Below are 13,356 nucleotides of genomic sequence, written 5' to 3' on the forward strand. Positions count from 1 at the left end.
AGGCCCGCCCCGCCTTCTATAAGGCGCGCAAACATCCAGCATCAGGAATCCAAAATGACCATCCAAGTATTTGGCCATAAATCCCCCGACACCGACTCGACCGGATCTCCGATCCTGTGGGCCTGGTATCTCAACGAAGTCAAAGGCGAAAAGGCCGAGGCCGTCCTGCTGGGCGAACCCAACACCGAGGCCGCCTTCATGCTGCAGCGCTGGGACCTGCCCAAGCCGCGCATCATCGGGGATGTCGAGACCGATGCTCCGGTTGTCATCGTCGACACCAACAACCCGGCCGAGTTGCCGGCCAACGTTAACAACGCCGATATCCGGGCCATCATCGACCACCACAAGCTGGTCGGCGGGCTTGAAACCAAAGGCCCGATCGACATTACCGTGCGTCCGCTGGCCTGTACCGCAACCATCATGATCGACCTCATGGGCGACGATGCCGCCAAGATGCCCGACACCATCAAAGGCGCCGCTCTGACCTGCATTCTGTCGGACACACTCGAATTCCGCTCTCCCACCACAACCACACATGACCGAGACGTTGCCGAGAAGCTGGCCTCCGACTTGGGCCTGGACATCTCGGCCTACGCCGCAGAAATGTTCGCAGCCAAATCCGATGTGTCGTCTTTCTCGGACGCCGAGTTGATCCGCATGGACAGCAAGGAATACGAAGTCGACGGCACCAAGTTCCGCGTCTCCGTTCTGGAAACCACCGCGCCGAGCGTGGTGCTGGACCGCAAGGACAGCCTCGCCCAGTCGATGCTCGAAGTGGCCAAGGAAGATGGCGTGGACCAGGTTCTGCTCTTCGTCGTTGACATCCTGAATGAAGAGGCCACCCTGCTGGTGCCCAACGACTTGGTCAAATCCGTCGCCGAAAAGAGCTTTGGCGCCTCGGTTGACGGCGACACCGTCGTTCTGCCGGGAATCATGAGCCGCAAGAAGCAGATCATTCCGAACCTGAAGGTCTGACTTCGCCGAAACACAAGGATTGGCACCCGCTGTGCGGGTGCCATTTCATTTGCGAGGCTCTGCCTCGCGCTCCGGGATATTTTGGGCCAGATGAAGTCAAGGTGTCGCCCCTCATCTGGCGGCAAATATCCCGGTGGAGCCGTCCCAAGGCGGCGGGGGCAGAGCCCCCTCTGGCAAATTCGGTCCGGCTCTGCCATAGGCTTGGGTTGATGCGAGGCCCAAGCCAGAAGAGACAATCATGACCCAGATCATCCCTGCTCTCGACGCGGTATCCGACCGCTACAAAGCCCTTTTTGTGGACCTGTGGGGGTGCGTGCACAATGGTATCACCGCCTTCCCCGAGGCCGTCGACGCGTTGAAAGCCTACCGCAGCAAAGGGGGAAAGGTGGTTTTGGTGACCAATTCACCAAAACCGCGAGCTGGCGTAGCCGAGCAACTGAAACAGTTCAACGTTCCTTCGGATGCGTACGACACGATCGCGACCAGCGGTGATTCCGCGCGCTCGGCAATGTTTCGCGGTGCAGTTGGTGAAAAAGTTTATTTCATGGGCGAATGGGATCGGGACGCGGGCTTTTTCGAGCCACTGAAAATTCTGGATCACCCGATCCACATCGAACGCGTGCCGCTGGACCAGGCCGAGGGGATCGTCTGCTGTGGCCCGTTCGATCCGATGGCCGATCCGGCCGTGAACCGGCCGGACTTCCTGTACGCCAAGCAGAAAGGCCTGAAGCTGCTGTGCGCCAACCCTGACATCGTCGTCGATCGGGGCGAGGTGCGGGAATGGTGCGCCGGTGCGCTGGCCAAGCTCTACACCGAGATGGGTGGAGAGAGCCTGTATTTCGGCAAACCGCATCCGCCCATCTACGATCTGGCACGGCGCCGCCTTCGCGCGCTGGGAGTGGACATATCAGACGACGAGATCCTCGCGATCGGCGACGGGCCGCATACCGATATCGCGGGCGCCATGGGTGAGGGCATTGATTCCCTTTTCATCAGCGGCGGGCTGGCGGCATCGGAAACAAAAACGTCGCACCAGCCGGATCCGGATGCCTTGAGCGATTATATTTTCAAGGAAAAGATTAACCCAACCTATACGATCGGCCGCCTACGCTAAGCAGAAAACGCTTGATTTTCTGCAGTTGCGAAGTAATAAAGTTACCAATCTTGGGTCGTTGGTGATTTTTTGTTGCCGGACCGATGCATAGTGAGGGCGACATGTTGGACAATCTTCCGCGCGGAACGATCTGTATCGAAGACATCGAAATGGGTATGACCCGGCACCTGCGCAAAGTGGTGACGGACGAAGACATCGAGATGTTCGCCCAGGTCTCGACCGACCGGAACCCGGTGCATCTGGATGACGACTATGCCCGCGATACAATTTTCGAAGGGCGCATCGCCCACGGGATGCTGACCGCTGGTCTGATCTCGGCCGTGATCGGCGAACAGCTTCCGGGCCATGGGACTGTCTACATGGGTCAGTCGCTCAAATTCCTTGCGCCGGTCCGCCCCGGCGACATGGTCTATGCCGAGGTCAAGGTGATCGACATCGACTTTGCCAAGCGCCGAGTCAAGCTGGACTGCCACTGCTCGGTCGATGGCAAGAAGGTCCTGGTAGGCGAGGCCATGGTTCTGGCCCCCTCGAGGAAGTTCGACTGACGGCAGGTTTTATTGACCAGCCAAGCCCCGGTCTGGAACTGCCGCTTGAACCCGGTGGACAGTCCCGCTAGGCAAGCCCCATGCAGATCATCCGGGACTACAAGTATGTCGATCCAGAGGACCGCGGCGCCAGCGCCGCGATCGGGAATTTCGATGGCGTTCATATTGGCCACCAGTCGGTGATCGATCTGGCCCGGAAGGCATGCCCCGATGCGCCCTTGGGCGTTCTGACCTTCGAGCCGCACCCGCGCGAATATTTCGCCCCGGAAGCCCCGCCCTTTCGTCTGATGCGCGGCAATGCGCGTGCGCACCGGCTGGAGAAGCTGGGTGTGCAGAAACTGTACGAACTGCCGTTCAACGCAGCGCTCGCCGGGCTGACGCCCGAGGAATTCGCCAGCAACGTGATCTGCGAAGGTTTGGGTCTGGCCCATGTGGTGATCGGGGCCGATTTCTGTTTCGGTAAAGGCCGCAGCGGCACCGCGCAGGATATGGTGCAGTTCGGCCGGCAGATGGGGTTCGGCGTCACCATCGCCCAATTGATGCAGCAATCCGCTCACGTGGTCTCGTCCACCGCGATCCGGCAAGCCCTGAGCGATGGTCGCCCGCGGGACGCGGCGGCCATGCTGGGCCACTGGCACCGGATCGAAGGCGAGGTGATCGGCGGCGAACAGCGCGGCCGCGAATTAGGCTTTCCGACGGCCAATATGTCGATCGAAGGAATCCACCCCCCGAAATTCGGCGTCTATGCGGTTCTGGTCGACGTGCTGGATGGCCCGCATGCCGGCAGCTATCACGGGGCGGCCTCGGTCGGGGTGCGGCCAATGTTCCATGGCGAGGTCCCGAATATCGAAACCTTCCTTTTCGACTTCTCCGGCGATCTCTATGGTGCGACCCTCTCGGTGGGCTTGGTCGAATTCCTGCGCCCTGAGATGACCTTTGACGGCCTCGATGCTCTGATCGCCCAGATGACCGAAGACTGCGACCGCGCGCGCAAGATCCTGGCCGCGACATGAGCAAGGATCCGATCGACCGCGCCGGGCTGACCCCACGTTTTTGGGAGCGCAAACCCCTGCAAAAGATGACCCCGCGTGAATGGGAAGCCCTGTGCGACGGCTGCGGCAAGTGCTGCCTGAACAAACTCGAGGACGAGGACAGCGGCGAGGTTGCCCTGACCCGTGTCGCCTGCCGGCTGCTGGATGACGCGACTTGCCGCTGCACCCAGTATGACATCCGCCACCAGTTCGTACCGGAATGCATCGTCATGCGTCCGGACAACATTCACGAACACGCTTACTGGTTGCCGCAGACCTGCGCCTACCGCCTGTTGTGGGAGGGCAAGCCCCTGTACGATTGGCACCCGTTGCTGTCAGGGTCGCCCGACAGCGTCCACGCCGCAGGCGTTTCGGTTCAGGGCCTGACCGTGTCCGAATTCGAGACGCCCGAGGAAGAGTGGGAAGACTACATCATCGAGGAGCCAACCTGATGCATTTCGCCTCTGACAATTCCGGGCCCGTCCACCCCGAGGTCCTGACCGCTCTGGCCGAGGCCAATCAGGGCTATCAGATGGCTTACGGCGCCGACGATCTGATGAACGAAGTGCGCGACCGGATTCGGGCCATCTTTGAGGCGCCCGGGGCAGCGGTCTATCTGGTGGCGACCGGAACGGCGGCCAACTCGCTGGCCCTGGCGACCCTGTCGCAACCGTGGGAGACCATATTCTGCTCGCCCGTCGCGCATATTCATGAGGACGAGTGCAACGCGCCCGAATTCTACACTGGCGCCAAGCTGACGCTGGTTCCGGGCGGCGACAAGATGCAGCCGGATGCACTGCGCCGCACCATCGCCGCAGAAGAGACCCGCGGCGTGCACGGTCCTCAGCGTGGCCCGGTGTCGATCACGCAGGTGACCGAGCGGGGCTCGGTCTATTCGCTGGCCGAGCTGCAGGCGCTGTGCGGGGTCGCCAAGGAGTTCGGCCTGCCCGTCCACATGGATGGCGCACGGTTCACCAATGCGCTGGTCACGCTGAACTGCTCTCCGGCCGAGATGACGTGGAAGGCGGGCGTGGATGCGGTCAGCTTTGGCGGCACCAAGAACGGGCTGATGGGGGTCGAAGCGGTGATCTTCTTCGACGAAAGCAAGGCCTGGGAGTTCGAGTTGCGCCGCAAGCGCGGGGCGCATCTGTTTTCCAAGCACCGGTATCTGTCGGCCCAGATGGCGGCCTATCTGCGCGATGATCTGTGGCTGCGATCGGCCCGAAAGGCGAACGCCAACTGTGCGCGTCTGGCCGATGGGCTGCGGGCTGCGGGTGCGCAGTTTCTGCATGAACCCCAGGCCAACATCATCTTTGCCAGCTTTCCCCGCAGCCTGCACAAGCGGCTGCACGCGGCCGGTGCGGTCTATCACCTGTGGGGCGGCTCGCTGGACGGCCCGGACGAGGACGAGATGCTCGCCTGCCGGTTCGTCTGCGACTGGTCGACACCGACCGAAGAAATCGACCGGTTCCTCGCGCTGCTCTAGGCGCGCCAGAACGCCTCGATCTGCGCTGCCGTCTCGCCCGGGTGCGAGATGGGCAGCATGTGCCCTGCTCCCTCAAGAACAGCCTGCAGCGCATCGGGCAAGCGGGCGCGCAGCCCGGCATTGACCACGGCCATGATCGGGTGCGAGGCCGAACCATGCAGCAGCAGGATCGGCATCGTAGCCCGCGCCATGGCCGTCGGGGCCAGCAGGCCAGTGGTATCGCGGAACAGCGGCCCCTCGACCGCGCCAACCACGCCAACACCCCGGATCATCGCATTTCGGGTCCGCTCGGGCAGATCCGGCCAGCGCGGGCTACGGTCGGTCGTGCCCCACATGCGGTTGAACAGGCGGGCGGCCCGGGGCGCGTCGCCTTCAGCAAGGGCGGCTTTGTAGGGCTGAGACTCGGCCGCGTGTTGCGCCGCAAGCGCAGGCGCGTCTTGGTGGGCGACGGCAAAGAACACGGGTTCGATCAGAACGGCGCTGCGCACCAGGTCCGGGCATTCGATGGCCAGCCGCAGCGCGACCATCGCACCGAAACTATGCCCGATCACGTCCATCGGCTCGCTCAGCTGCGCCCGCGACAGGGCTGTGGTCAGGTCGAAGAAATCTCCCTGCCCGTCCCAATCCGGGCTGCGCCCGTGCGACAGCATGTCGGGTGCGATCAGCGTGGCCCGGTTGCCCAAAGCGGCCGCCAGACCCGACCACGCACCGGAATGCGCGATCGTGCAATGCAGCGCCAGCGCCATGCGGGTGCCCGCCCCAAGAGTGCGAACGTGAACGGGCGGCAGCACGGGCTTGGCCTTGGTCATGCCTTGAGCGTCGCCAGATGCTGGTCCAGATCCTCAAGCCGGTCCTGCCCCCAGAACCTTTGGTCGTCTTGCGTGATGTAGAAAGGCGCGCCAAACACGCCGCGGTCCACCGCTTCTTCGAGATTGGCGGCGTAGGTCTCGGCCCCGATCAGCAGGCCGCTGTCGGCCAGCGCCGGGTCAAAGCCCGCCCCGGCCAGACAGTCGCGGATCACGTCATCCTGCGCGATGTCCCTGTCCTCGGCCCAGCAGGCGCGCAGAAAGGAATGGCACAGTTTGCCCACGTCGCCCGATCCATCCTGAATGGCCGCGATGATGGCGTATGAGGACGGCGCTGCGTTGGTCGGCCAATGTGCAGGTTGCAGGTTGAACGGCAGGCCCGTCTTCTTGGCTTGGCGCACCAGTTCCTGCGCACGATACTCGATGCGCGACGGGTGGCGGTCCTTGGGGGGCACGCCGCCGGTGCGCCCGAACAGCGCTATGATGTCAACAGGCTTGTACGCGATAGTGGCGCCGTGCTTGGCCGCGATCTCCTCCAGCCGCAGTCCGGCGAGGTAGGAATAGGGCGACAGTGTCGCAAAAAAGTAGTCAATGTCGGCCATGTGCACTTTCTCCACCCTGTTATCTTTGCGTGACGGTAAGGCCATGCTAAGCGGTGTCAACATCACGAATCTGTCACATTGCCACTGCTGCCCGGGGACCTCAGCCGATGCCGACACGTCACGAACCCAAGCTTATCGCTGGGAACGCAAACCTTCCGCTTGCCGAATCCATTGCACGCCGCATGAGCCTGCACCGCGGTGTCGAGCAGGGGTTGGTCGATGCCCGCGTCGAACGCTTCAACGACGGAGAAATCTTCGTCGAAGTGTTCGAAAACGTCCGCGGCGAGGACATGTTCATCATCCAGCCGACCTCGAACCCGGCCAATGACAACCTGATGGAGCTGCTGATCATCGCCGACGCATTGCGCCGGTCTTCGGCGCGTCGGATCACGGCTGTGATCCCCTATTTCGGCTACGCTCGTCAGGACCGGCGCACCAAGGCCCGCACCCCGATCAGCGCCAAACTGGTGGCCAACATGCTGACCGGTGCCGGGATCGAGCGGGTTCTGACCATGGATCTGCACGCCGCCCAGATCCAGGGCTTTTTCGACATCCCTGTCGACAACCTCTATGCCTCGCCGATCTTTGCGCTGGACGTGAAAAACCAGTTCAAGGACCGGCTGGACGAAATCATGGTCGTCTCGCCCGACGTGGGCGGCGTGGCCCGTGCCCGCGAACTGGCCAAACGCATCAACGCCCCGCTGTCGATCGTGGACAAGCGCCGCGAAAAGGCCGGAGAAGTGGCCGAGATGACCGTGATCGGCGACGTGACCGACAAGATCTGCCTGATCGTGGATGACATCTGCGACACCGCCGGGACCCTTTGCAAGGCGGCGCAGGTCCTGATGGACAACGGGGCCAAGGAAGTGCATTCCTATATCACCCATGGCGTCATGAGCGGCCCCGCCGTCGAGCGGGTATCAAACTCGGCGATGAAATCGCTGGTTCTGACCGACACGATCCAGCCCACCAAGGAAATCCAGGATGCCAAGAACATCCGCACGGTTCCGACCGCGCCGATCTTTACTCAGGCGATCCTGAACATCTGGAACGGAACCTCAGTGTCGTCCCTGTTCGAAGACAAAACCCTGACCCCGATCTACGAGACGCTGTACCACACGAGCTGACCGGGCGGTCGCCTGGACCTTCACGACCCCAAAGCGAAAACCGCTCAGCCGGTTTTCGCTTTTTTTCGTTGCCCGACAAAGCCGGTCACGAGATGTCCCAGTCATCCGGGTGCGAAACCTCGCCGGTTGCCGTCCATGCGACCCGAATTCGGGCGATGCGGGTGTCGGACCATGTGCGAAACACAGCGTCAAAACCTTGCGGGCTGATGTTCTCGGCCAACAATTCGGCGCGCAGGGCCGAAGACGTATCGACATCCCAAAGAGAAACGCCAATCTGCACGACCGGGGCCGAGCGGAAAGCTTCGTTGAAGCGAATGGCGGCGCGCCGCTCGCGCGGCCCTTCGCCTGTCCACATATCGCCGCCGTCGGCGAATTCCGAAAACAAGACCGTCTCGCCTTGGTCAATTCCAATAGGGTGAGTCAGAAATTTCTTCATCATTCTTCTTTGGCTTGAATTTCCGAAGCTTAGCCCTGCACCCTGACAAAATCACGACAAAAAAACGGCCCCGCAGCAGCAGGGCCGTTTCCAATTCCGATAGTGCAGTGGCCTTACAGGCTCATATGCGTTCCCAGCGCTTCCATGTCGGCCAACAGCTTGGCTGCCTCGTCGACAATGGTCTGCTCGCCGTTTTCCTTCGCCGCCTCGTGCGAGGCGCGTGCCTCGGCAATCAGCTCGTCCAGATGGGTGCGGGTCACTTCGTCAACCGGGATGGCCTTTTCGGCCAGCACCGACAGGGCATCGCCGTTGATCTGGGCAAACCCGCCGGTGACCAGGTATTCGCTGGTCCCTTCGGGCGCTTCGACCTTCAGGATGCCCGGACGCAGCGTGGTGATCGTGGGGGCATGATCGGGCATCGCCGTCATGTCCCCGTCCGCGCCGGGAATCTGGACCGCGCTGGCCTGAAGCGAAGCAAGGCTCCGCTCCGGGCTGACGAGGTCGAATTGCATCGTGTTTGCCATCGGGGATACTCCTTAGGCAGCTGCTGCGGCCATCTTCTCGGCTTTGGCGATCACTTCGTCGATGCCACCAACCATCAGGAAGGCCGCTTCGGGCAGGTGGTCGAATTCGCCGGCCACGACGCGCTCGAACGAGTCGATGGTAACTTCCAGCGGAACCTGAACACCCGGCGAACCGGTGAAGACTTCGGCCACGTCGAACGGCTGCGACAGGAAGCGCTCGATCTTACGGGCGCGGGCCACGGTCAGCTTGTCCTCTTCCGACAGTTCGTCCATGCCGAGGATGGCGATGATGTCCTGCAGCGACTTGTAGCGCTGGAGGATCTGCTGAACGTCGGTCGCAACCTTGTAGTGACGCTCGCCGACGATGGCCGGGTCAAGCAGGCGCGAGGTCGAGTCGAGCGGGTCCACGGCCGGGTAGATACCCTTTTCCGAGATCGCACGGTTGAGAACGGTGGTTGCGTCCAGGTGCGCGAACGAGGTTGCCGGCGCAGGGTCGGTCAAGTCGTCCGCGGGCACGTAGATCGCCTGCACCGAGGTGATCGAGCCCTTCTTGGTCGAGGTGATGCGTTCCTGCAGGGCGCCCATGTCGGTGGCCAGCGTCGGCTGGTAGCCCACAGCCGAAGGAATACGACCCAGCAGAGCCGACACCTCGGAGCCCGCCTGCGTGAAGCGGAAGATGTTGTCGACGAAGAACAGTACGTCGGTACCGGACTGGTCGCGGAACTGCTCGGCCAGGGTCAGACCGGTCAGAGCAACACGGGCACGCGCCCCCGGAGGCTCGTTCATCTGGCCGTAGACCAGGGCCACCTGGCTTTCCGACAGGTTGTCGGGCTTGATGACGTTCGATTCGATCATCTCGTGGTACAGGTCGTTGCCTTCACGGGTCCGTTCACCAACACCGGCGAACACCGAGAAGCCCGAGTGCACTTTCGCGATGTTGTTGATCAGCTCCATGATCAGAACGGTCTTGCCCACACCGGCGCCGCCGAACAGACCGATCTTACCGCCTTTGGCGTAGGGGGCCAACAGGTCAACGACCTTGATGCCGGTGACCAGGATTTCCGACTCGGTCGACTGTTCGTCGAACGAGGGGGCGGGCTGGTGGATCGCGCGGGTTTCAGTCGCTTCGACCGGGCCTTTTTCGTCGATCGGCTCGCCGACCACGTTCAGGATCCGGCCCAAGGTGGCGTTGCCGACCGGCACCGAGATCGGTGCGCCGGTGTCAACAACCTCGGCCCCGCGGACCAGGCCTTCGGTTGCGTCCATCGCGATGGTACGGACGGTGTTCTCACCCAGGTGCTGGGCAACTTCCAGCACCAGGCGCTTGCCGTTGTTTTCAGTTTCCAGCGCGTTCAGAATTTCAGGCAGCTGATCGTCGAAGTGCACGTCGACGACGGCCCCGATGATCTGTGTGACTTTGCCTTTTGCATTCGCCATGTTTCGTCTCCGGTTTGTCTCTACAGCGCTTCGGCGCCGGAAATGATTTCAATCAGCTCGTTGGTGATCACGGCCTGACGCGAGCGGTTGAACTGGATCGTCAGCTTGTCGATCATCTCGCCCGCGTTGCGCGTCGCGTTGTCCATCGCGGACATCCGTGCACCCTGTTCCGAGGCCCCGTTTTCAAGCAGAGCCGAGAAAATCGCCGTGGCGACCCCCTTGGGCAGCAAATCGGCCAGAATGGCCTCTTCGCTGGGCTCGTAGTCGAACACGGCGCCGCCGTCGTCCCCTTCGGCATCCTCGAACGAGGCGGGGATAATCTGCTGGGCCGTCGGGATCTGGGTCACGACGTTCTGGAACTTCGCGTAGAAGATCGTGGCAACGTCGAACTCGCCCGCGTCGAAACGCGACAGGATGTCCTTTGCGATGTCCTGCGCATTGGCATAGCCGATGCGCTTGACCTCGCTCAGGTCGATGTGACCGACGAACAGGTCGCCATAGTCACGCTTGAGCGCGTCGCGACCTTTCTTGCCTACGGTCAGGATCTTGACCGTCTTGCCCTTGCCGCGCAGCTCGTCCGCCTTGGCGCGGGCCAGGCGGGCGATGTTCGAGTTGAAGCCGCCGCAGAGCCCACGCTCGGCCGTCATCACGACCAGGAGGTGGACAGCGTCGCTGCCCGTGCCGCGCAGCAGCTTGGGGGCGCTGTCGCTGCCCCCGACCGATGCTGCCAGCCCCGCCATCACGGCATTGAACCGCTCGGCGTAGGGGCGCGACTGTTCCGCAGCTTCCTGGGCGCGGCGCAGTTTCGCGGCCGCGACCATCTGCATGGCCTTGGTGATCTTGCGGGTCGATTTGACCGACTCGATCCTGTTTTTAAGGTCCTTAAGACTTGGCATCGCCGCGTCTCCTTAAGCGAAGGTTGCGGCGTATTCGTCCAGCGCAGCCTTGATCTTGTCGGCAGCCTCGCCCTTGATCTTGGGATCTTCGTCGGTGATCCACTGCAGCAGATCGGCATGCTTGCCGCGCAGATGCGCCAGCAGACCGGCCTCATAACGGCCAACGTCCGAAACGTCGATCTTGTCGAGATAACCGTTGGTACCGGCGAAGATCACGCAGACGATTTCCGCGTTGGTCAGCGGCGAGTACTGCGGCTGCTTCATCAGCTCGGTCAGACGCGCACCACGGTTCAGCAGCTGCTGGGTTGCGGCATCGAGGTCAGAGCCAAACTGCGCGAACGCGGCCATTTCGCGATACTGGGCCAGTTCCAGTTTCACCGGACCGGCAACCGACTTCATCGCGTTGGTCTGAGCCGACGAACCCACGCGCGAAACCGACAGACCGGTGTTCACGGCAGGGCGGATACCCTGATAGAACAGCTCGGTTTCCAGGAAGATCTGGCCGTCGGTGATCGAGATCACGTTGGTCGGAATAAAGGCCGACACGTCGCCGCCCTGGGTTTCGATGACCGGCAGGGCGGTCAGCGAACCGGCGCCGAAGTCCTCGTTCAGCTTGGCCGAACGCTCCAGCAGGCGCGAGTGCAGGTAGAAAACGTCGCCCGGATAGGCTTCACGCCCCGGCGGACGGCGCAGCAGCAGCGACATCTGACGATAGGCGACGGCCTGTTTCGACAGGTCATCGTAGATGATCAGGGCGTGGCGGCCGTTGTCGCGGAAGTATTCAGCCATCGCGGTTGCGGCATAGGGTGCCAGGAACTGCATCGGCGCCGGGTCGGACGCGGTTGCGGCCACGACGATCGAGTATTCGATGGCGCCGGATTCTTCCAGTTTCTTCACCAGCTGGGCCACGGTCGAACGCTTCTGGCCGATGGCCACGTAGACGCAGTACAGCTTTTTCGATTCATCGTCGCCGGCGGCGTCGTTGTAGACTTTCTGGTTCAGGATGGTGTCAAGAGCCACGGCGGTCTTGCCGGTCTGACGGTCACCGATGATCAGCTCGCGCTGGCCGCGGCCGATCGGGATCATAGCGTCAACCGACTTCAGGCCGGTCGCCATCGGCTCGTGCACCGATTTACGCGGGATGATGCCCGGCGCCTTGACGTCGGCGACGCCGCGCTGCTTGGCATTGATCGGGCCCTTGCCGTCCAGCGGGTTGCCCAGGCCGTCAACAACGCGGCCCAGCAGCTCGTCACCAACCGGAACGTCCACGATCGACTTGGTGCGCTTGACGGTGTCACCTTCCTTGATGTCACGGTCCGAGCCGAAGATCACGACACCGACGTTGTCGGCCTCGAGGTTCAGCGCCATGCCCATGATGCCGCCGGGGAACTCGACCATCTCACCGGCTTGCACGTTGTCCAGGCCGTACACACGGGCGATACCGTCACCGACGCTCAGCACACGGCCGATTTCGGCCACTTCGGCTTCTTGACCAAAATTCTTGATCTGGTCCTTCAGGATCGCAGAAATCTCTGCAGCTTGGATACCCATTTATCCGACCTCTTTCATTGCATTCTGTAGGGAGTTGAGCTTGGAGCGGATCGAGCTGTCGATCATCTGCGAGCCCACTTTGACGACAAGACCACCGATGAGGCTTTCATCGACGGTCGCATGGATGGTCACGTCCTTGCCCACGCGCTCGGACAGTGTCTTGGACAGCTTTTCAAGCTGGGTCTTGGTCAGCGATTTGGCCGACACGACTTCGGCAGTGACTTCCCCGCGCTCCTCGGCCAGCATTTCGCGCAGGACCTTGATCAACTGCGGCAGCACGAACAGCCGGCGTTTCTGCGCCATCAGCGCCAGCGTGTTGCGCAGGATCGGGTTCAGCCCCATCTTGTCGGCAACGGCAGTGATCGCCTTCTGCTGGTCGGCGCGCGAAATCAAAGGCGAAGAAATCACGTCGCGCAACTCGGCGCTTTCGCTCAGGGCCTCCGACAGGTCGTTGATGCCGGATTCCAGGCCCGCAAGGTCATTGTTCTCTTTTGCGATCTCGAAGATCGCCGTGGCATAGCGCTTGGCGATGCCCGTGGAAATCGAAGCTGGTTCGGACACGTCCACCCTTCCGATATTTTAGGCCCCGGATTTGCACGGCAACAGCCAGCCCGGGGGCGTGAAGAAACCCCGTCCTTGAAGGGCGGGGATCAAAATCACCGGGGATGTAGCAGAGCCAATCCAACCTAGCAATATGTTATGCCGGATGGCAGTTTATCCACAAAACCTTTGATTTCATGCACTTACGTCAAGTGCGACCCTTTGAACCCATCTAGCGCGGTGAAAAATGTTACCAGGTTGCGGGTTTTTGCGATTCCTGTGGCCG

At 62.0% G+C, this 13,356-nt stretch carries 15 protein-coding genes; 7 read left to right on the plus strand and 8 right to left on the minus strand.

Going from position 1 to position 13,356, the window contains the following annotated elements:
• The first annotated feature begins 54 nt into the window (after positions 1 to 54).
• The 6 genes from AC2FMD_RS15365 (at position 55) to AC2FMD_RS15390 (ending at position 5,151) form a co-directional block, all read left to right on the plus strand.
• A complete protein-coding gene (locus AC2FMD_RS15365) occupies positions 55 to 975 on the plus strand; it encodes a manganese-dependent inorganic pyrophosphatase (RefSeq protein WP_496795217.1) in 921 nt (306 codons plus the stop codon).
• Positions 976 to 1,213: 238 nt separating this feature from the next.
• Positions 1,214 to 2,089: a TIGR01459 family HAD-type hydrolase gene (locus AC2FMD_RS15370; protein WP_496795218.1), complete on the plus strand. Its 876-nt coding sequence runs from the start codon at positions 1,214 to 1,216 to the stop codon at positions 2,087 to 2,089.
• 101 nt (positions 2,090 to 2,190) lie between these two features.
• The gene (locus AC2FMD_RS15375; protein ID WP_005981529.1) at positions 2,191 to 2,634 is read left to right on the plus strand and encodes a MaoC family dehydratase; all 444 of its coding nucleotides are present in this window, start codon (positions 2,191 to 2,193) and stop codon (positions 2,632 to 2,634) included.
• Positions 2,635 to 2,714: 80 nt separating this feature from the next.
• The gene (locus AC2FMD_RS15380) at positions 2,715 to 3,647 is read left to right on the plus strand and encodes a bifunctional riboflavin kinase/FAD synthetase (RefSeq protein WP_496743556.1); all 933 of its coding nucleotides are present in this window, start codon (positions 2,715 to 2,717) and stop codon (positions 3,645 to 3,647) included.
• Positions 3,644 to 4,117 (plus strand): YcgN family cysteine cluster protein, encoded by a 474-nt coding sequence (locus AC2FMD_RS15385; RefSeq protein ID WP_496678614.1) that lies wholly within the window; start codon positions 3,644 to 3,646, stop codon positions 4,115 to 4,117. The genes AC2FMD_RS15380 and AC2FMD_RS15385 overlap by 4 nt, the downstream gene beginning before the upstream one ends.
• The gene (locus AC2FMD_RS15390) at positions 4,117 to 5,151 is read left to right on the plus strand and encodes a threonine aldolase family protein (RefSeq protein ID WP_496678616.1); all 1,035 of its coding nucleotides are present in this window, start codon (positions 4,117 to 4,119) and stop codon (positions 5,149 to 5,151) included. The genes AC2FMD_RS15385 and AC2FMD_RS15390 overlap by 1 nt, the downstream gene beginning before the upstream one ends.
• On the opposite strand, the gene AC2FMD_RS15395 is transcribed toward AC2FMD_RS15390, so the two are convergent.
• Both AC2FMD_RS15395 and AC2FMD_RS15400 read right to left on the minus strand, forming a co-directional pair.
• Positions 5,148 to 5,960 (minus strand): alpha/beta fold hydrolase, encoded by an 813-nt coding sequence (locus AC2FMD_RS15395; protein ID WP_496743558.1) that lies wholly within the window; start codon positions 5,958 to 5,960, stop codon positions 5,148 to 5,150. The two genes, AC2FMD_RS15390 and AC2FMD_RS15395, sit on opposite strands and share 4 nt — an antisense overlap.
• Positions 5,957 to 6,559, minus strand: a complete 603-nt coding sequence (locus AC2FMD_RS15400) for a 2-hydroxychromene-2-carboxylate isomerase (RefSeq protein WP_496678620.1) — start codon at positions 6,557 to 6,559, stop codon at positions 5,957 to 5,959. The genes AC2FMD_RS15395 and AC2FMD_RS15400 overlap by 4 nt, the downstream gene beginning before the upstream one ends.
• 107 nt (positions 6,560 to 6,666) lie before the next feature.
• Between AC2FMD_RS15400 and AC2FMD_RS15405 the strand changes: the two genes are divergently transcribed.
• Positions 6,667 to 7,686, plus strand: a complete 1,020-nt coding sequence (locus AC2FMD_RS15405) for a ribose-phosphate pyrophosphokinase (protein WP_496678622.1) — start codon at positions 6,667 to 6,669, stop codon at positions 7,684 to 7,686.
• A gap of 85 nt (positions 7,687 to 7,771) precedes the next feature.
• Here AC2FMD_RS15405 and AC2FMD_RS15410 read toward each other — a convergent pair whose 3' ends face one another.
• The 6 genes from AC2FMD_RS15410 to AC2FMD_RS15435 all read right to left on the minus strand — a co-directional run bounded on the left by AC2FMD_RS15410 (position 7,772) and on the right by AC2FMD_RS15435 (position 13,091).
• Positions 7,772 to 8,122 (minus strand): H-type lectin domain-containing protein, encoded by a 351-nt coding sequence (locus tag AC2FMD_RS15410; protein WP_496743559.1) that lies wholly within the window; start codon positions 8,120 to 8,122, stop codon positions 7,772 to 7,774.
• A gap of 113 nt (positions 8,123 to 8,235) precedes the next feature.
• Positions 8,236 to 8,646, minus strand: coding sequence for a F0F1 ATP synthase subunit epsilon (locus tag AC2FMD_RS15415; RefSeq protein WP_170365421.1), 411 nt, complete (start codon positions 8,644 to 8,646; stop codon positions 8,236 to 8,238).
• A gap of 12 nt (positions 8,647 to 8,658) precedes the next feature.
• Positions 8,659 to 10,083 carry a F0F1 ATP synthase subunit beta gene (gene atpD, locus AC2FMD_RS15420; RefSeq protein ID WP_490359724.1) on the minus strand — a complete coding sequence of 475 codons (1,425 nt, stop codon included), beginning with the start codon at positions 10,081 to 10,083 and terminating at the stop codon, positions 8,659 to 8,661.
• Positions 10,084 to 10,103: 20 nt separating this feature from the next.
• Positions 10,104 to 10,979 (minus strand): F0F1 ATP synthase subunit gamma, encoded by an 876-nt coding sequence (locus AC2FMD_RS15425; protein ID WP_496795219.1) that lies wholly within the window; start codon positions 10,977 to 10,979, stop codon positions 10,104 to 10,106.
• Between the two features lie 12 nt (positions 10,980 to 10,991).
• A complete protein-coding gene (atpA, locus tag AC2FMD_RS15430) occupies positions 10,992 to 12,530 on the minus strand; it encodes a F0F1 ATP synthase subunit alpha (RefSeq protein ID WP_496678627.1) in 1,539 nt (512 codons plus the stop codon).
• On the minus strand, positions 12,531 to 13,091 hold the full coding sequence (locus AC2FMD_RS15435) for a F0F1 ATP synthase subunit delta (RefSeq protein WP_496743471.1): 561 nt from the start codon (positions 13,089 to 13,091) through the stop codon (positions 12,531 to 12,533).
• Between the last annotated feature and the right edge of the window lie 265 nt (positions 13,092 to 13,356).

The sequence above is a fragment of the Ruegeria sp. BHSC276 genome (assembly GCF_059612945.1).

What these genes read in the sequence shown, in the direction of transcription:
- AC2FMD_RS15365 (WP_496795217.1), top strand. Translation starts at nt 55, where the DNA reads ATGACCATCCAAGTATTTGGCCATAAATCCCCCGACACCGACTCGACC.
- AC2FMD_RS15370 (WP_496795218.1), top strand. Translation starts at nt 1,214, where the DNA reads ATGACCCAGATCATCCCTGCTCTCGACGCGGTATCCGACCGCTACAAA.
- AC2FMD_RS15375 (WP_005981529.1), top strand. Translation starts at nt 2,191, where the DNA reads ATGTTGGACAATCTTCCGCGCGGAACGATCTGTATCGAAGACATCGAA.
- AC2FMD_RS15380 (WP_496743556.1), top strand. Translation starts at nt 2,715, where the DNA reads ATGCAGATCATCCGGGACTACAAGTATGTCGATCCAGAGGACCGCGGC.
- AC2FMD_RS15385 (WP_496678614.1), top strand. Translation starts at nt 3,644, where the DNA reads ATGAGCAAGGATCCGATCGACCGCGCCGGGCTGACCCCACGTTTTTGG.
- AC2FMD_RS15390 (WP_496678616.1), top strand. Translation starts at nt 4,117, where the DNA reads ATGCATTTCGCCTCTGACAATTCCGGGCCCGTCCACCCCGAGGTCCTG.
- AC2FMD_RS15395 (WP_496743558.1), bottom strand. Translation starts at nt 5,960, where the DNA reads ATGACCAAGGCCAAGCCCGTGCTGCCGCCCGTTCACGTTCGCACTCTT.
- AC2FMD_RS15400 (WP_496678620.1), bottom strand. Translation starts at nt 6,559, where the DNA reads ATGGCCGACATTGACTACTTTTTTGCGACACTGTCGCCCTATTCCTAC.
- AC2FMD_RS15405 (WP_496678622.1), top strand. Translation starts at nt 6,667, where the DNA reads ATGCCGACACGTCACGAACCCAAGCTTATCGCTGGGAACGCAAACCTT.
- AC2FMD_RS15410 (WP_496743559.1), bottom strand. Translation starts at nt 8,122, where the DNA reads ATGAAGAAATTTCTGACTCACCCTATTGGAATTGACCAAGGCGAGACG.
- AC2FMD_RS15415 (WP_170365421.1), bottom strand. Translation starts at nt 8,646, where the DNA reads ATGGCAAACACGATGCAATTCGACCTCGTCAGCCCGGAGCGGAGCCTT.
- atpD (WP_490359724.1), bottom strand. Translation starts at nt 10,083, where the DNA reads ATGGCGAATGCAAAAGGCAAAGTCACACAGATCATCGGGGCCGTCGTC.
- AC2FMD_RS15425 (WP_496795219.1), bottom strand. Translation starts at nt 10,979, where the DNA reads ATGCCAAGTCTTAAGGACCTTAAAAACAGGATCGAGTCGGTCAAATCG.
- atpA (WP_496678627.1), bottom strand. Translation starts at nt 12,530, where the DNA reads ATGGGTATCCAAGCTGCAGAGATTTCTGCGATCCTGAAGGACCAGATC.